The sequence below is a fragment of the Paenibacillus sp. ClWae2A genome (assembly GCF_032452295.1).
In the GTDB taxonomy this organism is placed as follows: Bacteria; Bacillota; Bacilli; order Paenibacillales; family Paenibacillaceae; genus Paenibacillus.
Genome location: NZ_JAULSQ010000001.1, coordinates 1093178 through 1117234 on the forward strand (window position 1 = coordinate 1093178; position 24057 = coordinate 1117234).

The following is a 24057-nucleotide window of genomic DNA, read 5'->3' on the forward strand; positions in this document are numbered from 1 at the left end:
CTTGATTTAAATCTTTTGCTTTCGACAGTTTAATGTACTGTAGAAAGAATTCTATTTTCAGTTTCTTTTTCAGATAAATGACAATGATTTTGCGCTTACATGAATTGATACAATTCTTCAGATGGAGAGATTTTACCACTCAAAAAACTCTCCTTTCATAAATCAAAAAGGGCTTTACGTTTGGGTAGGAGTGAGAGAAGTAATGACCAGCATCCTGTGGACCAAAGAGCAAAAAATGATAACTTTTATGGCTACTGCAATCGATTTTTTTCGCTATATGTTGCCAATATCAAATGGAGTCAACGGATTTAGATTTTTTATCTGTTGACTTCTTCTGCTAGTAAGCATTTTTTTTGAGCATTTTCCCCTGTTCTTGTTTATCAGTAACATTTTCCTTAAAATATAATTCATTTAACACATTAATTTTTACATTAATATGCTGTGTCAGTTTAGGAAACAAAATAGTTTTCCAGGCATTCACCTGTTTTTCCGTTAAGTAGGGCCGGTATATCATGCCCACGCCAAGGATATCCGAACCATACGATTGTATCTTTTTAGCCGTCTGATTAAATTGAAGTTCTAATTTCTCTTGCAAATCTTTCTCTATAGTGGCGTTTGGATTTTCCTTCAGGACTCTCTGTAATGAGAACATTCAGCTTAATGAGTGTATACCGTTTTGGAATCTGCCCACTCCAAGTAGGTTGATGTTTTATTTGGGCATTATTGATGAGAACGCTGGTGTTTTTTGCAATCTCAATTGTTCCTCCCTTATATTTACCTTTAAATAAGTTAAAAAGTAGTGTTTCTTCCTGGTTAAGCGTGCCTGCCATGTGATCTTTGCGCATTATAGCCGTTCCTTTGAAGGTGAACAAGGTTCTTTCCCCATTTTTTAGCATCGGTAGCACCATATCTTCTGTGTAAGAATTCAAGTTTTGAAGGGCCTCCCAAATCCGTACAATGGATTGATTAGGTGTCCATCCTGCATCCTTGGCTGAAAAAATCATAGGACGATATTTCCGGTGTGAGCGAGATTTGATGATACAGATCTCGTAGTCAAAAGATTAAACACCATCTGTGTGACGATCCCAAAATACAAAAAAGCTCATCTTCTGGAAGATTGGACTTATAACTTAGTTGTTATCCCTTTTGTTAATTTACTATTTCACAACTATTCTCATTTGAATGGGTGATGTTCTTTCTAATACCCGATATCTCTCAATTGCTTCAGTTGCAACACCTTCAGCATTAGGAATACAGTAACCGTTCTCTCGACATGTACCATCATCTCTTACCAGAAGTTTTCCCATCATTCCTACAGCTACCCATTTGGACGCTCCAACCGAGAAACCTAGGTCTGTGAAGGATCATGGATTGATTAAAGCTGTTTTCAATGTGCGTGATGGGACTGTAGCCTCCCCGTTTCCATCTTTTCATGGACGCTCTCCTCATTTCATTTAGTGTATCTGAGGTGGCTTCGAGTGTCCAATTGGATTAGGGAGCTTCAAAGACATAATGGGGTTCTTAATAAATACATCATGCAAATTCTGCAGAATATGAAGTTTAAAGCTTACATTCTAAAATATTCGTATGGCTGGGGGTAGCGTCAATTTTTGTGTAGTAAGATTATCCAACGGAACGTTGTTGGGACTGCAGGCATAGTCAAATAAGGGTAGGTAAGGAATGTAACCGTGCTGAACAACTCCAAGCTGTTATCAGCACCAGCGGAGCCTTCCAATTCCGTCAGCAGGTTAGGCACTCTCCTGAATAGACCGTTAATTTTAAGGTACTTCACATAATCAATGGTTTGATGCAGATCTGCCTTCTCCATACTTCCAAAAACATTAAAATCTCTGAGGAACTCATCGAACTTATCCCTCAAATCGATGACCAAGGAGCACTTCGAAGCTCCACCCTCCAGCTTCGTTGTTAACTTTACCACATACGTACTCTCCGTATAGGACAGATGATTTCCATATAAAAGCTCGATCTTCCATAATGCCTCAACCGTATTTGGCATCTCGCTGACCTGCACATCCGGCGCAAACTATCAAGCCCCTAGAAAAGAAAAAAGACGACCCACTAATCCGAGTCGGCTTCATTCCAACTGAATGCAAGTTTAAAAAATCACGAAACGACCCAAAACAGCTCCGTCAAAATATACCCCGAAAATGAAGGGGAACTAGAGAAGCTGAAGAACAACTGGATCGGACAAACTTCATGAATAAGCATAAATCTTCATAATAAACAGAAAAGTTTCAGCGTTAAGTACACAAGTAGATCTTATATAAACTCGAAGTCATAGCTCACGTTTTTAAAACTTGATGATATGAACAAACACTCTAAACAGCGACCTATTGTAAATCATCACCTTAAGATATCATTATTTTAGCCCGGTATCGGTTAGTATTAATCCACATTTACAGGCTCGATCACTTCGAATAAAAATGGATTACCATTTAAATATTCTTTTATATATGCTTGGGCATACTTTTGTTCATCGATTAAACTGGTTGTTTCTCTTGGATCAGAGGAGTGATGGCAGGAGTTCTCGATCATGAACATGACAAAAAAACATTCCAGATCGCGAATATAGTCCTTCTCCAACTTCCTCATGCTCTCATAACCTTGGACAAGCATCCATCGATGTTTTGGCCAAAGCTCCAATAGGGTACCTGCCATATCATAGAGATAATATCCGTACCCACATCTTCCAAAATCAATCGGATAGGGTTGATTATCTCTAAAAACCATATTACCGGTATGTAAATCAGCATGAATGAGCCCATAGTTATGTTCACTTGGATGCATAGTGGTAAGTTGGGATACAACCTTCTCAGCTGCATCTTGATACAGCTTCCACCCCTCTTCGGATAAAAAACGTTCATAATAACGTTCCAACTTAGCCATTTCACGTTTAAAACTTTCTACTCCCCAAGTAGGTCTTACAAAATCAGAAGGAGGATTGAAATCCTTTGCCGCTGCATGGAGCCTGCTCATCAATACACCCATATTATATGCATGACTATCCGTAAAGTCACCTGTTGCTTTTTCACCCTCTATCCATCGCATCATCGTTACATAAGGGCGCCTATATCCTATCTCTGTTTCGATGTCCAATACATAAGTACCATCACAACTTGCCATCCCTTCTGGTACAGTTAGATCTTTCGATTTGTTCAGGGCTTGTAACAGTAGGAGCTCCGAACGAATTTCCTCTCTGCTTAATCGGTCCGAATGAATGCGAAGTAAATAATTGTTATCTGTACTGGTTTCAATTTTATACGTGATCGTATCGGATAGTTGAATAAACTGGATGTTATCCCATTTTAAGTCATACTTTCGAATTGCAGATAAAGCGACTTTCCTTGCTCTGATTAATAACGCCCGCCGTTCTTCATCAGTATCAAATCTAAAAAAATCATTCATTTGTTATCCCCCTGCAGTTTTTATGAAGTAAATCAACTACTTCTCTTATATGTTATTGTAACGATAGTAAAAGCTTAAAAATATGTAGTAAACAATTTAAACTATACTATACACAAAAAAGTCACATTAGTTTTTCTTCCAATGCGACTTTTGTTAAACAATTATTTTGTATAAACGATCTTTTTAATATTGTCGCTTGAAAGACAACATCGATCTGAAAGTTTCTCGATAGTATCCCCATCGAGAAACTTTTGCCGGATTTCATCATTGCTAAGATTCAAAATTTTTCTACTGCCTGAATTTTCACCCCTTTTCTACGCAAACCTTTTGATTTAGGGACGTAAACCAATCCACCGTTTAGATACTTTTGTATTTCATTCAGTAATTCTTCCGGAAAGATGATGTCGGCATTTACATATCTCATGATAGCCGCTCCTTAAAATAGTTGAATTTCAAGGTAGCAAAGTCTGCACTATAACAATTATCACTATCCGGATTTAAGCGGTTACTTATATTATTAGCTCTACGCCGTTGTTCATAAAATAGACTTTGCATAGAACATATCTCGAACATTGTCATAGTGTCTCTCCTTCCTAAATAACATTCAAACTAAAATATGTCTTCATCGGAAATAGAATGCTATCTCAATAGTAAGATATTACTCCAAGTGGGCGAAGTGTCAACACTATACAATTAAGTCGTTTGAGCTAAACTGTCATATCTCATCTATTCCTTACGAACCATCAATATTAGATACTCAACATGTATCGAGTACGTGAATACTTTAAGCTCCTTCCTGCAAACTCAGCGTTGCCGATGCGATATCCAGTTCAATTCTCTGCTTTATCACTAGGGATGATATGGTTCACCGCAGTTTAATCTAAACTGCACTTCAGCTTAATGAATTAGAGCAGTGACAAGTAGTTAAATACTTATTTAATCGGTAATCAAATCATTTCCTTGTCCTTTTCGGCAACCGGTACAAGTTCTGGTCTCGAACCAAGGACAAGAACTTCAAACTAAAGTATGGTCAAATTCTCTGAAATAGGGTAGAATTGTTATAGTTACTTTTGAGCAAGAAACTTCTGCACTAATCCAAATATAACTTTTGGAGGTAAATATAACTCCTGCATTTTAAACGAGCCTTAGATACTGAGGGCTCGTTTTTTGACGATTCTTCTAAAATATCTTTTTCTGATATAATTCTAAATTCTTCCTTTTTTCAAGCGTCTTATGCTTCAGGATTTGAAACCAGATATGTATCAAGTCTTTTTGGACTCTTTATATAAAAAGGGGCTCAGCACGCGCACGGTCGAGATCATTAACTCCACGGTATACTCACTCATCCATAGAGCATGCGTTGATTCAAGGGAAAATATTACGCAATCCATGTAAGGGGTCTATTATTAAAGGAGAGCATAATAAGAAGTCTATCCAATTCATCGATTCAGAGGACATTCCCAAATTTCTTCATACGGCACGAGGCGATGCGTACATTTATTGGATTTTCTTCAAAGTGCTTATTGAAACGGGGTTACGAAAAGGCGAAGCTGCCGCTCTAAAATGGTCGGATATCAATTTCAAAGAGAAGACGATCCGCGTGGATGAAACACTCGATTTTCAAGCGGCAGACGAGGATGAACTTTTCGAAGATACAAAAACTGAAAAATCTACACGCACAATCAGTGTAAGTAACGGAATCATAAATGATTTGAGGTACCATGCTTCATGGCAGAATCAAAATAAGATCAATTTAGGGGAGTCAATGTACAGACACGATTTGAATCTGGTCTTGTGCAGGAATGATGGTAGTCCGATGCCTAAATCTAGTTTTTAATGCTTCGAAGAGAATTTTAAGAAAAGCTGGTTTAAGTGAGGATTTAACAATTCATTCTTTGAGACATACTTATGCCGTGATCATGCTTGAAGCTGGGGCTGACATAAAATTTGTACAAGAACAGCTTGGGCAAGGCAGTGCCCAAATCACATCAGATGTGTATGCTCATATTTCCAAGAAGTTAGAAAAACGTAACATTGATAAATATGAAGAGTACACTTCCCGTATTTTTGGATCAGAAAATCAAAAACCGAGGGACGTTGGGGGACGCAACCTCAATAGAAGTGCAATTCCCTCAAAACGTCCCCCGGTTCATTCCTTCAAAACCCCGTAGTTACAAGGTTTTTTCGATTAGTACAACGTGATATATTGATCGCGTTCCCATTGGTGGACTTGTGTTCTGTACATATCCCACTCAATTTCTTTCAGCTCATAGAAGTGAGCCAAGGCGTGGTCGCCGAGCGCATCACAGATGACTTCGCTGCGGATCAATTCATTCAATGCTTCTTTCAGGTCAGCTGGCAAGCTTGGAATACCTTCTTCCACACGCTCTTCTTCTGACATGATGTAGATGTTACGGTCGATTGGAGCTGGTAAGGAAAGCTCACGTTTGATGCCGTCCAGACCTGCTTTCAACAAAACAGCCAAAGCCAGGTAAGGGTTAGCAGCCGGATCCGGGTTACGAACTTCAACACGTGTGCTCAGGCCACGGGAAGCTGGAATACGGATCATTGGGCTACGGTTACTAGCAGACCATGCTACATAACAAGGAGCTTCATAACCTGGTACAAGACGTTTGTATGAGTTTACAGTTGGGTTAGTAATTGCTGCAAACGCACGCGCATGCTTCAGAGTTCCAGCCATGAAGTGACGAGCAGTTTTGCTCAGACCCAACTCGTCCGACTCATCAACGAATGCGTTCTCATTGCCTGTGAACAAGGATTGGTTACAGTGCATACCGGATCCGTTCATACCAAACAGCGGTTTCGGCATGAATGTAGCATGTAAACCATGCTGACGTGCAATCGTTTTAACAACGAGTTTAAACGTTTGGATCTGGTCAGCTGCTTTCAGAGCATCAGCATATTTAAAGTCGATCTCATGCTGACCTGGAGCTACCTCATGGTGGGAAGCTTCGATTTCAAAGCCCATTTCTTCAAGTGTGATAACGATGTCACGACGACAGTTTTCACCAAGATCCGTAGGCGCAAGGTCGAAATAACCACCTTGGTCATTTAGTTCATTAGTTGGGTTTCCTTTTTCATCTGTTTTGAACAAGAAGAACTCGGGTTCAGGACCAACGTTGAAGGAAGTGAATCCCATATCTTGGGCTTCCTTCAGGTTTCGTTTCAAGATGCCACGTGGATCTCCTGGGAACGGATTACCATCCGGAAGATATACGTCACAAATCATGCGTGCAACACGGTTCTCTGCAACCCATGGGAAAATAAGCCAAGAATCTAGATCTGGATAGAGGTACATGTCGGACTCTTCAATACGCACATAACCTTCAATGGAAGATCCATCGAACATCATTTTGTTATCCAGAGCCTTAGTCAACTGACTCACAGGAATCTCAACGTTTTTGATAGCTCCAAGCAAATCAGTAAATTGCAATCGAATGAATCGTACGTTTTCTTCTTTCGAAATGCGGAGAATGTCTTCTTTTGTATAACTCACTATAACCTCTCCCTTTCTTATCTGCGTATTTGGTTTGCCTGTTATATTTGTACATTAGAAAGTTCCACGGGTCAAGGAGTCTCACACCAAAAGTGTATGTTTTCCCCTCACTCGCCAAGTTATGCGAATTTACTTTTTATTAAAGAATCGGGAAAGCTCTCCCTGAATGAGAGATACTTGTCCTGGTCTCTTACCTGATACAAGCTGCTGCTTCAGCAAGCGGTGCAACTGCGTATCGGACAGCTCTCTGCGTTTAACTTCAGTATCTGGTGTGATAACTGTCGCTTCCTCGGATTCTTTTGAAACAGGATTCATCACTTGTTTGATGCCCGCGATGTTAACTCCTTTTTCAATCAAAGCCTTGATCTCTAGCAATCTCTCTACGTCATTAAAAGAGAATAAACGTTGATTACCTGACGTTCTCGCAGGAACAATCAAGCTGTGCTGCTCATAGTAACGAATCTGACGTGCAGACAGATCCGTAAGTTTCATTACAATACCAATCGGGAATAAGGCCATATTTCTGCGGATTTCATCACCCATGTTCATCAACCTTCCAGTCATCTATTCTTCACCCTATTGTACATTTAGTTATTACCAAGTGTCAATGACGTGTTAGATAAACTCACAATAATTTACGATCTTTCATAGTCTGTAATGCCATCAAAACGCCATATTTGACATGAGAGTACGTTAATCCGCCTTGCATATACCCGATATACGGCTCCCGAATAGGCGCGTCGGCTGATAATTCCAGACTTCCACCCTGAATGAACGTACCTGCCGCCATAATGACAGGGTGCTCATAACCAGGCATATCCCACGGTTCAGGAACCACATGACTATCCACAGCTGCTGCCCGCTGAATCCCCTGCACGAAGGCGATCAGATGCTCGGCAGAGCTAAACTGAACAGCCTGGATCAGATCTGTGCGAGCTTCATTCCAGGCGGGTTTGGTTACAAATCCGAATTCAGCAAACATCGCAGCAGCAAACGTACTTCCTTTGATAGCTTGTCCTACAATTGTCGGTGCCATGTAAAGTCCTTGGTAGATGCCACGTGTTGTCCCCAGCATCGCTCCAACCTCTCCCCCAATTCCAGGGGCTGTCAAACGATAAGCTGCCAGCTGTACGTACTGTTCCTTCCCACATATGTATCCACCGGTTTCCGCAATGCCTCCACCAGGATTCTTGATCAGTGATCCTGCCATCAGATCAACTCCGACTTCTGTCGGTTCACGTTCCTCCGTGAATTCACCGTAACAATTATCTACGAATACGATGACATCCTCCTTAAGCCCTTTAACACGTGTAACCATCTCAGCAATCTCAGCAACACAGAAGGATGAGCGCCAGTCATAACCACGTGAACGTTGAATCCCAATGACTTTTGTAGCCGGTGTAATGCTTTTTTCAACTGCTGCCCAGTCCACTCCACCTTCAGCAGTTAAGGCCGTCTCACGGTAACCGATGCCAAAATCGCGTAATGAACCTGTGCCATCACCGGGTTTGCCAATAACTTTATGCAATGTGTCATAAGGCTTACCCGTGATGTACAATAATTCGTCACCTGGACGCAAAACGCCAAAGAGAGCTGTACTAATCGTATGAGTACCTGAAGCAAAATGAGGACGCACCAACGCGGCTTCCGCGCCAAAAACATCAGCATATACTTCATCAAGCACTTCACGCCCACGATCGTTATAGGCATAACCTGTTGAACCTGCAAAGTGAAAATCACTTACTTTTCGCTGTTGGAAAGCATTAATCACCTTCCATTGATTGTGATCTGTGATCCGATCAATCTGTTGAAGTTGTCCTTCAATCTGACGCTCCACTTGACGTTGAAGTTCAGATATTTCTGAATCAAAGCTTACCATCTTACTTCATTCCCCTTCATAGCACGAATCTGACGTTGAATATCCAATATCGTGTAACTTATCACATCAATATGTCATGAGTATTACAATTCAATGAAATCTTGAAGCATATAACCAAATTTCTCATATTCACCTTTCTGCAATTCAACTTCATAAATTACATCATTTTCTTCAAAGCTGGTATCCACTACATCACCAATTTTGTAGAGTACCGACGTAAGATCACCACGTTCTGCCGGAATACGGAATCGCTTCGTATCACCTGTCAGCTCTGTCTGAATGAATTCACGGATTTTAAGCAGATCCTCCGAGTCTAGTGCGCTTACTTTAATATGGCCTTTATCCAATGGAAGCATCTCAAGCTGCTCTGGTGTACATGCATCTTTTTTGTTATACAGGACTAACTGCGGCTTGTCCCCTGAACCAAGTTCTTGCAAAATTGTATTAACCGTCCGCATCTGATCTTCACGCATAGCCGATGAGGCGTCCACAACATGAAGGATCAGGTCTGCTTCATTCACTTCCTCCAGCGTTGCCCGGAATGCTGCAATCAGATCATGCGGGAGATTTTGAATAAATCCAACCGTGTCGGTAAGTACGATTTCTTTACCACTTGGAAGTTCCATCGTACGTGATGTCGGATCTAATGTAGCGAATAGCTGATCTTGAATATACACATCTGCAGCCGTCAACTGTTTGAGCAAGGTTGATTTGCCAGCATTGGTATAACCAACTAGGGCCACCTGAACAATACCTGTTTTTTTACGGCGTTCACGATGCAACTTACGATGACGAGTCAATTCTTCCAGATGACGCTTTAGATCATCGATACGACCACGGATATGACGGCGGTCTGTCTCCAACTTGCTTTCACCTGGGCCTCTTGTTCCGATTCCGCCCCCGAGTCTGGACAGGTTCTTGCCATGACCCGACAAACGTGGCAGCAAGTAGCTATGTTGAGCCAATTCCACTTGAATAATACCTTCTCTAGTGTTGGCACGTTGTGCAAAGATGTCCAAAATCAATTGGGTGCGGTCAATAATTTTGAGATCGAGGGTTTCTTCCAGATTCCGAACCTGTGCACCTGACAATTCCTGATCAAAAATAGCTGTAGTTGCTCCGAGTTCCTCCGCAATCGCACGAAGCTCTTCCACCTTACCTTTACCAATGAACCATTTGGTATCACGTTTTTCCCTGTTCTGAGAAAGTACACTTAGCACTTCGACTCCAGCTGTCTCGGCAAGTTTCACCAATTCCTCTAAAGAGTACTCAGGATTGATACCTGTACGTTTTACATCATCCGTAACAAGACTCACCAAGACGGCGCGATCTTTTTTGACCATATCTGTATCATGCGTGCCATTTGTCATGTATATGTTCACTCCCTCTAATTACTAATCCATTGATATACATTGCCACGAATATGCCATGGCATGCCTTAAGCCGAACCGGTTGGCCCGGCCGGCTAGTGTAAAAACTATATTATCGCTTACTTTCGCTCAAAGTTCAAATCCTCTGTCCGGATTGTCATCAGCTCCAGTTTCCCTGGACTGCCTTCTGAGTATTGTTCCAACAAACGAACCGCCTGATGCCTGATCGAACGCTCAATGGCATTACGAACGTATCTGGCGTTACTGAACGCATGCAGCGAATCATTTTTCTCCTGAAGCAAATGCTGCTTTAGCTTGAGTATGGTCTGTGGCATTAGAATATAATCACGCTCTTTGGCCATAATCTCAGAGATTTGAATCAACTGATCAATGCTATAGTCTGGAAACTCCACTTGAATGGGAAAGCGGGAAGGTAATCCGGGATTTGTCTGAAGAAAAAAATCAATTTCTTCCGAGTATCCGGCAAGAATCAGTATAAACTGATTTTTGTTATCTTCCATTGATTTTACAAGCGTATCAATAGCTTCCTTGCCAAAATCCTTCTCTCCCCCGCGGGCCAAACTGTAAGCTTCATCAATGAACAATATCCCACCGAGTGCCTTCTTAACCAGATCTCTTGTTTTCTGCGCCGTGTGACCGATATATTCTCCAACCAGATCCGCACGCTCTACTTCAATAAGATGACCTTTACTTAACACACCCATCTTCTGAAAGAGTTTGGCAACGATCCTCGCTACGGTGGTCTTACCGGTCCCCGGATTGCCTTTGAAGATCATATGATACACGTGCGCACCACTAAGTAAGCCTGCTTCGGTACGCATCTGAGCAATCTGTAGGAAAGCATAGATCTCAAATACCAAGTCTTTGATATTTTCAAGTCCAACCAGTTGCTCCAATTCACCCTGTATCTCCTGGAAGTGCGCATGTTTGGTTATACTCTTGGCTGCCTGTACTGCCGCTGCTTCATCTTTGACCAACATCTGAGGTTCCTGGTTACGCAACACAATATTAATTTGTCTGGATGGTCTGCCTCCTGGTTGCTCTCCTGCAGCCATGACCCGTCCGTTCATTCGCCATCACCTCTATTTTATCGGGCTGAACTCTCCTGATTATTAATGTATTCTATCAGGTGCTCCAATATTAGAAGGATCATGAAGAATTCTACGGATAATTAGATGTCTCAAATCTGAATGTTTTTTCGAAACTCTCCGTTCTCAAACAAACTCGGCCTATGCTTCAGTGATAACTGAAAGTATGGGAATACATGTGCATCAATGGCATGCAGCAGTTCCTTAGCCGTCTTGTTAGCCAAGTCATAATCACCCGTTGTAATATGCTTCCGTGACAGTGCGTCTTCAAGCTCATCTTCATCCAGCAAAAATACTTCTCCATCTTTCAGTACAACGACATCCAGATACAGGTCATCAAACCAAGGAACACCCTGATCGGTTATCCCCTGACTACGACATGTATCAATATACCACTCTACAATTCGTTCCTGATCGTCAAACATCGCTGTAACAACAAAGTGCTCTCCCTTCGGATAGTATTGCAGCCAGGAATAACCTTTATCTGCGATACAAAAGGTACTGCCTCCATAAGTTTTCCACAGAGGTTCTTTCAAATCCTGTATGGTGTACAACGTAATATAACCTGTAAAAATTTTGGATTGAACGAACCGGCATGTGAATTGTCGGTTCGTAATCCGGCGCCAGTTCGCGCGATCCCCGAATTTCCGTTTCATACGAACCCCTCTTTGCCGACTACAGGTCCGTGACCTGCTCTGATGTTATTGGTGAACAATGTAATAACGTCCGCATGATGCATTCCAGCGCTCTGGGCCCGCCCTTGCACAACGTATTACGAATAGTTACAGCTTACCATATTTAAGTTCTACACTCAAAATCAAGCTTTGTCCCACCTATTCATCAAATCAGCTCCCTTTACAGATGGTTACGTATAACAAAAAAACTGCTTCACCGAAATTTCGGGAAGCAGTTTTTTATAATGTAGCTATTTAGTGATTCAATGGCTTAGCCGCCGGTTCCAGCTTGAGAATCTGCAGGTGCATCTGTCCCTCCAGTATCCCCACTCGTTCCGCTGTCCGGAGTTACAACCTCGCCTGGCGTCGTTACGGCCCCATCATCGGGGCCTTCACCATTTCCGCCAGGATCTGTTGTGCCCTGACCGGGTGGGGTCGTATTGCCTTCCCCAGGTTGACCGTTTCCGCCGTTATTACCACCGTTGCCATTGTTTCCGTTATTACCATTACCATTTCCGTTGTTGCCATTTTCATTTCCATTACCGTTATTACCGTTCGAGTTGCCATTATCCGGTGAACCATTGTCCGGATTCTCCGTACCTGGCTGCTCAGGATCTATCTCTGTTCCAGGATCTATACCAGGATCAGGTTCTTCCCGCGGCATTTCCTGCGCTTCAATCATCAAGGAGATGGTGTTGGAAGGATCCGTCTCAAGTCCTGATGCCAAGTCGTAAGCTGTCACATAGTACTCATAGGTTAGACCAGGCAACGCACTTAAATCCTGTGCATTGGTCGCTCCTATTGCATCAATGAGATGCGTGAACTGGGCTTCGGAGGTTTCTTTCCGATAAATCCGATATTGCGTACTCGCGTCACCCGTTCCAGTCCAACTCAGGGAGACGGTTTGTGCATTTGGATCGTATGATCCACTCAGCCCACTAACGGACAGAGCCGGCTTTTCTGGTTCTTCTACTGGCGGAGGTGCCTGCCCTCCAGCTGGTGCTTTGAATTGCTTCACTGGAACGCCTTTTAAAGCATCTCCCATGACTTTGGCAAAGAAAGCTGCCGACAGCTTACTGCTGTTCTTAAGCATATGATTGGCATCCGGATTGTCATAGCCCATCCAGACTGCAGCAGTCCACTCCGGTGTGTATCCAACGAACCATACATCACGGTTGGCACTGTTGCCAGAGATACCACTTTGAACAGTTCCTGTTTTACCCGCTACCGGACGATCCAGACGCGCTGAACGTCCCGTACCGTCATTAACAACGTTCTGCAGCATCTGTGTAAGCTGATACGCATTTTGCTCGCTCATGACACGTGTTGTGTCAGAGTTATCGTGTTTGTACGTAGTTTTGCCTGCGCTATCCTTTATTTCCTTAATCGAATAGGCTTGTCGGTATTCTCCGAGGTTGGCAAATGCACTATAGGCTTGCGCCATTTCCAGTGTATTTGTACCTTTACTTAGACCACCGAGGGCAATCGCCAAGTTTTTGTCTTCATCTGTCAGCTGTATACCTACACTCTTGGCAAACTTTATGCCTGTGTTAACGCCTATTTTATCAAGTAGCCAAACCGCAGGAATATTTTCCGATTTCGTAATGGCTTCCGTCATACTGATCGTCGAAGAATATCCATGCAAGTTACCAGGACAGTAGTTACCAAAACATTGCTTCGCATTACTCAGCGCCGAATTGGCACTGTAATTTCCTGATTCAAGAGCCGGTGCATAAGACACAATCGGTTTAAAAGCAGAACCTGGTTGTCTTCGACTCTGCGTTACACGACTATACCCTTTAGTCTGATAATCACGTCCGCCCAAGAGGGCAACGAGACTGCCATTCTCGTGATTCATGATAACCATGGAGCCTTGAACCTGTTGATCATCTTTACTTGCCTCGAACAGACTATCATCTGTGAAGGCAGTTTCCATGGCCGTTTGAGCCTGAGCATCCATGGTTGTATAGATTTTGTATCCGCCAATATTCAGATCATCTTCCGTTTTACCTGTTACTCGTTCAGCTTCACGGAGCACATAATCAATAAAGGCTTGATACTTCATGTCTTTCTCAGGTCGCTTGTAGTTGTAGTTAACTTCTTTTGCTTCATCCATCTCCGCCTTAGTAATGTAGCCCTGTTCATACATCAGCTGCAATACCACACCACGGCGTGCTTTAGAGTCGTTTGGATTGCTTACCGGGTTATAGGCAGATGGCCCTTTCGGCATAGCTGCCAATGTTGCAATTTGCCACAACTTCAACCTCTTGAGATCGGTAACTCCAAAATAAAATTCAGATGCTGCTTTAATCCCATAACGCTGATGACCGAAGAAAATCCGGTTCAGATACATCGTCAGAATTTCGTCTTTTGTGTACTTGCGCTCTAATGCCATGGCTATCGATACTTCCGTTGCTTTACGGAAGAACGTTTTGTCACGGGACAAGAACATGTTCTTGGCAAGCTGTTGGGTTAATGTACTACCACCTTCCACCATGGAACGAGCCATGACGTCCTTAACCGCCGCACGCCCAATGGACCAGATATCCACACCTTGGTGATCGTAGAAGCGTTTATCCTCCGTCGCAACAAAGGCTTGCTTCACAAGCTCAGGAATATCGTCTTCTTTGACGGGGTCCAGCTTCTGAATGGACAACTCCCCCATTAATTGGCCATTGCGATCATATACTTTTGAAGTTTCATTAATTGTGGTTTTGTCCTTGTTGGCTTTGAGCAGATTTTCACCACTCACCATAATAAATAAATATCCGCCTAGTGCACAGAATATGGCGATTGCCATTGTGAAAAACAGTGTCCATCCAACGCGTTTACCCGTAATTTTTTTCTTTTTAGAGGTCTTTGGCTTCGCTTTTTTGGGTGACTTATTATTGTTGTTGCGATTGTTAGACCTCGACAACGGATCGTTTGGCATGTTACCTCCTGACTCCCTTTCGGATGCATAATTTCTAATCGTCTGTAGGCTCAGGCATACATTAAACATATTTTGCCCGGAATGAAAAGAACAACCCTTTATTCAGGTTGCTCTGTTTCAATACCTATACTAGTAGACGAAATGGTTGGTGAAAAGGTTTCGTAATTTTTAAGCTTCGCCGCTGTTATCTTGCTGCATCAGCGATACGCTGCGTTGCGGCGTGAACGTGGAGATGGCATGCTTGTAGACCATTTGCTGGCGTCCGTCGCTGTCAATGACGATCGTAAAATTGTCAAATGCCTTGATCGTCCCGCGGATTTGGAAGCCGTTGGTCAGATAGACCGTAGCAGGAATATTTTCTTTCCGCAGTTGGTTCAAGAACGTATCTTGGATGTTGATGGACTTGTTCATTAGCCGTACCCCCATTGGTTCATTTGAATTCGTGTTCAAGTAATATTCAATATCGCTGAGTAGCTTTCGTGCTATTATATCATGAACAGTTTCATATAATCCACAAAAACCCCTTGTCTGCTATTTTACCCCCATTCTTGGCGTCGTGAACAAATAGAAGACTTATCCATTATACACCGCTTGTCAGTTTTGCAAAAGAGGGACAAATCCTTCATTTTAAATCACATTTATTCGTTGTTTAGCGAATCTTTAATTTCTAGCATCTGTTCTAGTGATAAGTAAAAACCTCTATCCTTTTGATGACTAAAAGGTAGAGGTTTACATATCTTGATCTAATCGATGCCTGTCAGAAGAATACTAATAATCGCTCAAATCAATCAAATTTCCGTGTAATCAATTCACTTATCTGCTTGTATTTCCCTTCAAAATCCTGGGTATCCGTCATGTCCACCCATTCAATATCCTTCATATGGCGGAACCAGGAAAGCTGCCTTTTGGCAAACCGGCGCGTATCCCTCTTCAACCACTCCACCGCAGCTTCCCAACTCACTTCCCCTTGCAGGAACGCTGCAATCTCCTTATACCCCAGTCCTTGCATGGAAATATGACCTCTGGCCACTCCCCGTTCCAACAAGGATTTCACCTCATCTACCAGACCTTGTTCGATCATCAAATCAATCCGCTCTTCTACCCGGGCATACAACTTCTGGCGATCCATTGTCAAACCAACAATAAGAAGATCATAAGGCGACTCTTTCTTCTGTACTGCCAGCTGATCAGACCACTTCTCGCCTGTGAGGTGATGGATCTCAAGCGCACGTACAATTCGCCGCTGGTCATTCGGATGCAGACGATCCGCACTAACCGGATCAACTTCCCTCAAACGATCATGAAGGGCCTGTGCTCCATGTTGCTCCGCATAGCTGAATTGTTCCTCTCTGAACGCTTCATCTGAACCACTATCCGAAAATTGGAAGCCGTAACATACTGATTCCACATACAGACCGGTGCCACCTACAATAAAAGGCATTTTACCGCGTTCATGGATTTCACTAATCAATCGAGTGCAACTCTCCTGAAACTCGGCCACAGAATACGGGTATTCCGGTTCATGGATATCAATGAGATGATGAGGTACCCCCTTCATTTCTTCAGATGTAATCTTGGCTGTTCCGATATCCATTTCACGATATACCTGCATCGAATCCCCCGAGATAATCTCACAATTGAAAGCTTGGGCAAGCTCGATGCTCATTCTTGTTTTGCCTACTGCTGTTGGTCCAACCAGCACAAGCAGTTTAGGTTTTGGTTTAACTTCCACTTTCAACATTAATCACTCCGTACAGGGTTTTTGCATTCGCCCGATCAAGTATTTCAAATCCGAGCCTGTCAAACTCCGCGCTGCCGCGCTTTTCTTTCATCACTACCCGTTTACGGGCAACCCGTTTCGCTTCCACAATACTCTGTTCATCCAGCGCGTGAGCATTCGCATAATCTCGCAAGGGCTGTATAGCACTTGAATCCATCATTGGTTCACGGAACATGGGGTCAAAATATACAGTGTCACAGCTCTGATCCGGCATGGAACGCAGTAACTCAAGATGATCCACATGCCGCAGGTCTATGCGCCGGAAAGCCTCATCCACCAAGGGCTGATTGCTCTTATAATGAGACATGCCCTCCAGCAGCAAGGTATAGAGCGGTTGAGAACTTTCACATGCGATGACCCTTCCACTCTTACCAGCAGCAACCGAAAATACCAGCGCATCTGAACCGAGTCCAGCGGTACAATCAACAATGGTGTCCCCTTTGAGTACCGCACCAGCTTCAAGCATGGGATCGGCTTCCCCCCTTAGAACACGTTTAGCGCGAACAAATCCCATACTGGGGTGAAACTCAAGCTCCGTCGCATCCTTGCGAAACAAACGTGCTCTGCCATTGAGCACGACGAGTATTTCGTTGATACCATACTGTTCAATCAGTTTGGGTAAAGACGTTCTATTGCGCGGTACGTAGGTACCTCCTGTCGTTTCGGCGAGCTTACGCGCACGCTCCACCTGAGAGGCAATCTCCTTGTCACCGGTTGTAATGTACATAATGTCCCCCTAAATAGCTACATCACTCGTTTAAATAATTTTTCCAGATCATACGTTGAAAATGACACCACAATCGGCCGACCATGTGGACAAGTGTAGGGCTGACGACATGAACCGAGACGCTGAATCAGCACTTCTGCTTCTAGATCCGTCAGCTTTTGGTTCGCTTTGATAGACGCCTTGCAGGAGCACATGATCGATGCAGCTTCTCGCATCTTGGCGACATCAATGCTGCGTTCACTCAGCACCCATTCAGACATCTCTTCGATAATGTCTTTCTCGTCCCCTTTGGGGAACCAGAACGGATGGGAGCGCACACGGAACGTCTGTCCACCGAAATGCTCCAAATATACACCCGCCTGCTCGAACCAGGCCAGTCTTGTTTTCAGTTTTTCCGTCTCCGAAGGTGTGAACTCCAGCGTAATCGGCAGCAGTAACTCTTGTGAGGCCTGGGCAGGATTTCCAAATTTCTCGTAATAGTACTCATAATTCACGCGTTCATGAGCGGCATGCTGATCAATCAAATATAAACCTTGGTCATTTTGCGCGATCAAATACGTACCATGATGCTGTCCGATCAGACTCAGCTCCGGAAATGCGGGCATGGATGCATCTGATTTAATGGCAGCAGCAAGTTTAGTGGCATCAGGCAGACCTGAAGTTTTCCACGTCCGTTCGCTTCTCGGAACTGGAGACGGGTTATACGATGAACGTGCTTCCCTAACCGGTGAATATACAGAATCGGAGCGATACGTAGCTGGTTTGCCTTCACCCAGCGGGTTCTCTGTTGCTCCACGACCTCCACCATCTTGAGAAGACAGGTCAGTTTTGGAAAAAGCTTCGGAAGAACTAGTACTTACATCCTTAGTACCTCCCTGCACGTTAGCGGTTGTCTGCCCCCCATCATGACTAGCAATCTTCTGCAAAATATCCCCGTTCCAACTTTCTAACTGCTCTGGGGGGTGTGTAATCTCAGGTGGAGCTTCGGGCAACGGCACTGTCTGTCCCTGTTCAGATACCGGCTGTGCTGTGGACACATCCGCCGGAGCATCCAAATCCAGGTCATCATCTTCGGCAGTCAACTTCAGCGGTGCAGCAGCAGGTTTCCCAAGTGGCCCTTGTTGACCATATCCTTCTTCATCAGATGCATCTTTCAGAGGACCACGTGGAAAGAGGAATTGCTCCTGGATAAAGGAACTATCGTCTCCGCGTCGAATCTGCTGTTTTTTGACCTGTGGGATCAATACCTCCTGGCGGAGAATCCCCCGTAATGTCGTCTCTATGAATTCATACAGTTCTGGCTCCTTGCTGAAGCGAACCTCCAGCTTGGCCGGATGCACGTTCACATCCACAAGGGACGGATGCATCTCCAGCTGCACCACGACAAGAGGGAAGCGATTAATCGGCAGCAAGGTATGGTAGGCTTTGAGAATAGCCTGATTGAGACCATAATTGCGAACAAATCGCCCATTAACAATCGTCGACATACCACCACGATTCGCTCGTGTCCATTCAGGCAGGCTGATCAGCCCGCTCACCCGGTAATCCAGACTTTCTCCCTGGATGGGAAGCATCGCTTTGGCAGCACTTGTCCCATAGATCGCTGCAACCACTTGCAGTAAATCACCATTGCCCAATGTCTGAAGCAACACATTCTCATTATGACGCAGTCTGAAGGAAATGTTTGGATGAGACATCGCCATCCGGTAAAGGACATCTGATATATGTCCCAGTTCCGTCTGAATCGTTTTCATATATTTGAGTCTCGCTGGTGTATTGTAAAATAATTCTTTCACTGCAAAATCTGTACCTTGGGGTGAGGTTGCATCTTCATGAGAGACAAGATTCCCGCCTTCAATCACGATACGGCGCCCCCGCCCATCATTGTCACTTGCCGACAACACCTCTACCTTGGATACTGCGGCGATACTCGCCAAGGCTTCTCCACGGAATCCAAGACTTGTGATCTGGAACAGATCTCGGCCATGAGCTATTTTGCTGGTCGCGTGACGATAAAAGGCGGTTTCCATATCCTCTGGCTCGATACCTGAACCATTGTCTTTGACACGAATACTGAGGAGTCCGCCCTCTTCCACTGTTACTTCAATCTTGGTGGCGCCTGCGTCCACCGAGTTTTCGAGCAACTCCTTGACGACTGAAGCAGGCCGTTCGACCACTTCACCCGCCGCGATCTGGTTGGCAATATGTTCATCAAGCACATGTATTTTCGCCACAGGTTTTCCCCTCCCTTATACTCAGGATAATTGCTGTGCCTTCAATTTGAGATCATTCAATATCTGCATCGCCTGAAGAGGCGTCATATTCATGACATCGATATCTTTCATCGTACGGATGAATTCTCGCGCTGGTTTATCCACCGCAACTACATCCGGTTTCGTTGCCACATTCGGCTCATCATCCCCAAAGATGGACAGTTGAACCACATCCGAATGGCTTGCACTGGACTGTACTTTGCTATTGTTTGCTTTCTTAGCATGCTGCTTCCCGGCCGAATCTTCAATAGAAGGTGTGTACTCTGTACTCTCCGCAGTTTCATGCTCCCGAATCAATGTTTCTGAATCCGTGTGCTGGAATTCTACACCTTTTAACTTCAGGCCTGCTTCCTGCTTTTCGTTTCCGGTATATTCACTGCCTACAGCTACTTGCGCCGCCGCATGTTCAAACCCATGCAATAGTCCATTCGCCCGCTCAATAATACTATCAGGCAGACCTGCAAGGCGTGCACAATAGATACCATAACTGCTGCTGGCTGCCCCGGCAATCAATTTGCGCAGGAAATTAACTTTGTCACCGCTCTCTTGTACCGCCATAGAGTAGTTGGCCAGCTTGTCCAGACTCTCCTCCAGATGAGCAAGTTCATGGAAATGAGTTGATACAAGAGCTTTACAGCCGATGATATCGTGTACATATTCAATGACAGATTGAGCAATCGCCATACCTTCGCTGGTGGACGTTCCTCGTCCCAATTCATCGATAATAATCAGACTGCGTGGTGTCGCTTTGTCCGTCATGACCTGAATGTCAGCCATCTCCACCATGAATGTGCTTTGTCCACCAATGAGATCATCCGCGGCACCAATGCGTGTGAAAATACGATCCATGATCGGCACCTCTGCCTGACCCGCAGGTACAAAACAACCTACTTGCGCCAAAATGGAGATTAAAGCAACCTGTCGCATATACGTACTCTTACCAGCCATATTTGGTCCAGTAATCAGCAGAATACGCGCCTCTTCTTTGGTCATAGCGGTGTGATTGGCAATAAATGCACCATCTCGCATGACCGCTTCAACTACGGGATGACGTCCTTCTTCCACAACCAGATCATAACCGTCGGTCAGCGTAGGCCGTACAAAGTTTCGCTCAGCACTAATCACCGCAAAAGATTGATACACATCAATTTCGGCAACCTGTTCGGCCAACTTCTGCAGTCTTGCAATCTCTTTGTTCAATCGCTCACGCAGCTCTGCGAACAGCCCATACTCAATATCAACCATTTTGTCCTGAGCTTCGAGAATCAGAGTTTCTTTTTCCTTCAACTCCGGCGTGATATAACGCTCTGCATTGGCAAGTGTCTGTTTACGTTCATAACGTCCCTCTGGCAACGAGGACAGATTCGACTTGGTGATCTCGATATAATAACCAAACACTTTGTTATATCCAATCTTCAGCGATCGAATGCCTGTCGCCTCACGCTCTCTCGCTTCCAGCTCCGCAATCCACTGTTTCCCGTTGACCGAAGCCTCACGTAATTCATCCAGACGTTCATGATACCCTTCACGAATCAGACCTCCGTCCCTTACCGATACCGGCGGCTCGTCCACAATGGCTTGCCCGATAGCTTCACGCAGATCATTGCAATCATCCATCGTTTCGGCAATATGCTGCAATGTTGCGGAAGATGATCCTGCGCAATGCTGACGAAGTCCTGGGATTTTCTCCAGCGATGACTTGAGCGCATTCAGGTCACGACCATTGGCATTACCAAACGCAATCCGGCCTACCAAGCGCTCCAGATCGTAGATGTCTTTGAGTTCTGCCCGCAGGTCCTCACGCAATATAAACTGGTTGTACAGCGTATCCACTGCTTCAAGACGCTCATTAATCTTCCCTTTTTGCAACAATGGCTTATCGACCCAGCGACGCAACATTCTTGCACCCATGGACGTCTCGGTCCGATCAAGCAACCAGAGTAATGAACCTTTTTTGGAGCGTTCACGAACGGTTTCCACCAATTCCAGGTTCCGGCGGGTAAACGGGTCCAAGATCATGTAATGATCTGGCTCATACGTTGAGATTTGAGTTAATTGCCCAAGAGAACGTTTCTGTGTCTCACTCAGATAGGAGAAAAGACGTGCAATGCACGCTTGACGTTCAGGCTCCAACCTTGCCCACACAGCCTCGCCAAACTGCTGACGGACCAGATCTTCCTTATTCTTTGTCCACGACGTGTAGACCACAGGGCGACCGATTGGAGACGCCTCGGCTTCTACCGTTTCAAGCAGCACTGCATCCCCTACCAGCTCCGATGGTTCGTAGATGCCGATTTCATCCTTGAGCCATTCCTTGGAATAGGGCACCGATGTAACATACAACTCACCCGTTGACAGATCACAGGCCGCCAGCGCCAGCGTATTTTGATTACCTGTAAGACACACCATGTAGTTGTTGGATTTATCGCCCAGCGTCTTGCCTTCCATCACCGTTCCGGGTGTAACCACACGTACAATTTCACGTCGTACCATACCTTTGGTTACACTTGCATCTTCCATCTGTTCACATATCGCAACTTTATATCCTTTTTCAATCAGACGCTGTATGTAATTGTCAGCCGAATGATAAGGTACACCGCACATCGGAATTTTGTCATCCGTGCCTCCGTTGCGTGCGGTCAGCGTGATCTCAAGTTCACGGGAAGCATTAATCGCATCCTCGAAGAACAATTCATAGAAGTCACCCAGTCTAAAAAATAGAAAAGCATCCTGTGCTTCGGCCTTCACTTGCAAATATTGTTGAATCATTGGCGTATACTGAGCCATGATGAATATCCTCCATCCTGTTCCTATAATGTCAGGAAGAAACGCTTCCTGGAAGGACAATAAGACGGTCAGGCACTGTGTTTGCGCCTCCGCCTTATGTGTTGGCTATTCGCCACTTCCTTCAAGGGTTGCTACCTTCAACTCTTCCGTAGCTTTTACTTATAAAAGACTTACTTCTTATTATATCAAAAAAACGTCCGTTCTTCATGAACCTGCCCGAATATTCCAGAGTTTGCGAATATCTCGGCTCTCATCCCAAGTTCTTCCCAGTTTTAATTGAAGGATTAGCGGGGACGCATACCGTTCATAACGTGCATATCCCTCCAACCTCTTCAGATCATCTACCAGAGCTGGAATGTGTTCCTTGATCACTTCGCGCTTTCCTTCATAAAAAGCGGTATGAACCTCAGCTTTCGCCAACGGACGCTGCCGTAATTGAGTATACCCGCTCGCGATCAGACCTGCCAAGGCCACAACACCTTTCGCAACAAGGGGCGACACAAGAAAGCTGGGTAACGTACGATACTCAAAACCACCATAGGATTTCAGGCGAAAATCACCAAGTGCTCCATAACGGGGGCGTCTTCCCGATCCACGGGGGTCTTGAAGTAATGCTAATGGCAATGCCAGATAATTGTCCAGTGCACGGAGCAGTTCCCCGTTAAGATTCACGCCGCTAAAATGAATATGACCACCCAGAGGTAACCCCCTTTGTGGCATCCCTCCTGCCTGCCAGATGAGCGAGTGATCACTGATGCTGCGGGAAGCTGCTGCGAATGCCCTCATCAGATGAGCCAGCAGTTCTCGTGGTTCGGAGCTGGGAGCGGGTCTCAGTTCGGCAACCGGATATATGCGCCGTCCACCAATCGTAACGGAATCACAGCCTGCCATTCCTGTACGTTCAAGAAATCTGGAGGCGGGTACGATTTTGGATTCCGGCATCTGCACCAGAAGAAACTCCGGGTCCATGCCGAGTATCGGAGTGGGTCTGTGAATCGCCTCATCATCCAGCAGTTCCTGATGCTGCTTCCAGCTTTCCCTATAGATAGCAGCAAGGTTGGTCACCCCTTTCCAGGGACACGGATCGATCGAAATGACTGCACATCCGCCATTCCCTGAGGATTCCATTCGAACAGTTCCATGATCCAGTCCTAGCGTATACAGCGTTTTGATCGCAAGTCGTTCTATGCGCTTGAACAAGGTTGAACTCGCTTCACGCTCCAACAGAGTTTCCTGTGCCCCTCCCATGCCACTAGTATCCTTGCGCTTGATCCGGATCGCCTGCAGACAACTTATCTCTACATCATAGCGTACACGCAAGCCTGGTTCACGTTTGCGCCGATCGTGCAATGACAATACTTCAATGCCTGCCTGTTTCAACCGCGCTGTTCGTTCTCCAGAAGTCATCCTTTCATATCGACGTAGCGCTTCCTCCGCTTGTTCCATCACATTCATTACGTCCCCCCTCCCGGATCATGCAACTAAAATAAAAATAACCCCGCAATGCGGAGCCTTCCCGTGAAAGGTATTCCAGGCACATTGCGAGGCTCGTTACCACCCATTTTTCAATATTTAAGAAGAAA

18 protein-coding genes and 1 pseudogene are annotated in these 24057 nt (G+C 44.7%); 2 read left to right on the forward strand and 17 right to left on the reverse strand.

All coding sequences use genetic code 11. The features are described 5' to 3' along the window. Positions 1-337 precede the first annotated feature (337 nt). From QVE09_RS31515 to QVE09_RS04560, 4 genes and pseudogenes are all read right to left on the reverse strand, one after another. Positions 338-1004: pseudogene (locus QVE09_RS31515) on the reverse strand (Ger(x)C family spore germination C-terminal domain-containing protein). Positions 1005-1603: 599 nt separating this feature from the next. Continuing rightward, positions 1604-2017, reverse strand: a complete 414-nt coding sequence (locus tag QVE09_RS04550) for a hypothetical protein (protein ID WP_315935860.1) — start codon at positions 2015-2017, stop codon at positions 1604-1606. Positions 2018-2406: 389 nt separating this feature from the next. After that, positions 2407-3426, reverse strand: coding sequence for a phosphotransferase enzyme family protein (locus QVE09_RS04555; RefSeq protein ID WP_315935861.1), 1020 nt, complete (start codon positions 3424-3426; stop codon positions 2407-2409). A 277-nt stretch (positions 3427-3703) separates the two neighbouring features. Further along, positions 3704-3850, reverse strand: a complete 147-nt coding sequence (locus tag QVE09_RS04560; protein ID WP_315935862.1) for a hypothetical protein — start codon at positions 3848-3850, stop codon at positions 3704-3706. 936 nt (positions 3851-4786) lie between these two features. Here QVE09_RS04560 and QVE09_RS04565 point away from each other — a divergent pair. Next, on the forward strand, positions 4787-5263 hold the full coding sequence (locus QVE09_RS04565; protein ID WP_315935863.1) for a site-specific integrase: 477 nt from the start codon (positions 4787-4789) through the stop codon (positions 5261-5263). Then, on the forward strand, positions 5232-5597 hold the full coding sequence (locus QVE09_RS04570; protein WP_315936097.1) for a tyrosine-type recombinase/integrase: 366 nt from the start codon (positions 5232-5234) through the stop codon (positions 5595-5597). The genes QVE09_RS04565 and QVE09_RS04570 overlap by 32 nt, the downstream gene beginning before the upstream one ends. 17 nt (positions 5598-5614) lie before the next feature. Here the strand turns inward: QVE09_RS04570 and glnA are convergent, their stop codons facing one another. The 13 genes from glnA to QVE09_RS04635 all read right to left on the reverse strand — a co-directional run bounded on the left by glnA (position 5615) and on the right by QVE09_RS04635 (position 23929). After that, a complete protein-coding gene (glnA, locus tag QVE09_RS04575) occupies positions 5615-6943 on the reverse strand; it encodes a type I glutamate--ammonia ligase (RefSeq protein WP_315935864.1) in 1329 nt (442 codons plus the stop codon). Between the two features lie 129 nt (positions 6944-7072). Further along, positions 7073-7486, reverse strand: a complete 414-nt coding sequence (locus QVE09_RS04580; protein ID WP_056689944.1) for a MerR family transcriptional regulator — start codon at positions 7484-7486, stop codon at positions 7073-7075. Between the two features lie 82 nt (positions 7487-7568). Further along, on the reverse strand, positions 7569-8822 hold the full coding sequence (locus tag QVE09_RS04585; protein WP_315935865.1) for a methionine gamma-lyase family protein: 1254 nt from the start codon (positions 8820-8822) through the stop codon (positions 7569-7571). An 83-nt stretch (positions 8823-8905) separates the two neighbouring features. Next, positions 8906-10192, reverse strand: coding sequence for a GTPase HflX (gene hflX / locus QVE09_RS04590; protein ID WP_315935866.1), 1287 nt, complete (start codon positions 10190-10192; stop codon positions 8906-8908). A gap of 119 nt (positions 10193-10311) precedes the next feature. Beyond that, the gene (locus QVE09_RS04595; protein WP_062834999.1) at positions 10312-11283 is read right to left on the reverse strand and encodes an AAA family ATPase; all 972 of its coding nucleotides are present in this window, start codon (positions 11281-11283) and stop codon (positions 10312-10314) included. 110 nt (positions 11284-11393) lie between these two features. After that, positions 11394-11957, reverse strand: coding sequence for a ribonuclease FAU-1 family protein (locus tag QVE09_RS04600; protein WP_036672757.1), 564 nt, complete (start codon positions 11955-11957; stop codon positions 11394-11396). A gap of 289 nt (positions 11958-12246) precedes the next feature. Next, positions 12247-14907, reverse strand: coding sequence for a transglycosylase domain-containing protein (locus QVE09_RS04605; RefSeq protein WP_315935867.1), 2661 nt, complete (start codon positions 14905-14907; stop codon positions 12247-12249). 168 nt (positions 14908-15075) lie between these two features. After that, on the reverse strand, positions 15076-15318 hold the full coding sequence (gene hfq, locus QVE09_RS04610) for an RNA chaperone Hfq (protein WP_017687918.1): 243 nt from the start codon (positions 15316-15318) through the stop codon (positions 15076-15078). 373 nt (positions 15319-15691) lie between these two features. Further along, a complete protein-coding gene (miaA, locus tag QVE09_RS04615; RefSeq protein WP_260632777.1) occupies positions 15692-16648 on the reverse strand; it encodes a tRNA (adenosine(37)-N6)-dimethylallyltransferase MiaA in 957 nt (318 codons plus the stop codon). Further along, a complete protein-coding gene (locus QVE09_RS04620) occupies positions 16629-17414 on the reverse strand; it encodes a class I SAM-dependent methyltransferase (protein ID WP_315935868.1) in 786 nt (261 codons plus the stop codon). Before QVE09_RS04620 ends, miaA begins: the two co-directional genes overlap by 20 nt. A 17-nt stretch (positions 17415-17431) precedes the next feature. Next, positions 17432-19648, reverse strand: coding sequence for a DNA mismatch repair endonuclease MutL (gene mutL / locus QVE09_RS04625; protein WP_315935869.1), 2217 nt, complete (start codon positions 19646-19648; stop codon positions 17432-17434). Between the two features lie 21 nt (positions 19649-19669). Further along, positions 19670-22474 carry a DNA mismatch repair protein MutS gene (gene mutS, locus QVE09_RS04630; protein WP_315935870.1) on the reverse strand — a complete coding sequence of 935 codons (2805 nt, stop codon included), beginning with the start codon at positions 22472-22474 and terminating at the stop codon, positions 19670-19672. Between the two features lie 204 nt (positions 22475-22678). Beyond that, complete coding sequence (locus QVE09_RS04635) at positions 22679-23929, reverse strand: putative amidoligase domain-containing protein (protein ID WP_315935871.1); 1251 nt, start codon at positions 23927-23929, stop codon at positions 22679-22681. Positions 23930-24057 lie beyond the last annotated feature (128 nt).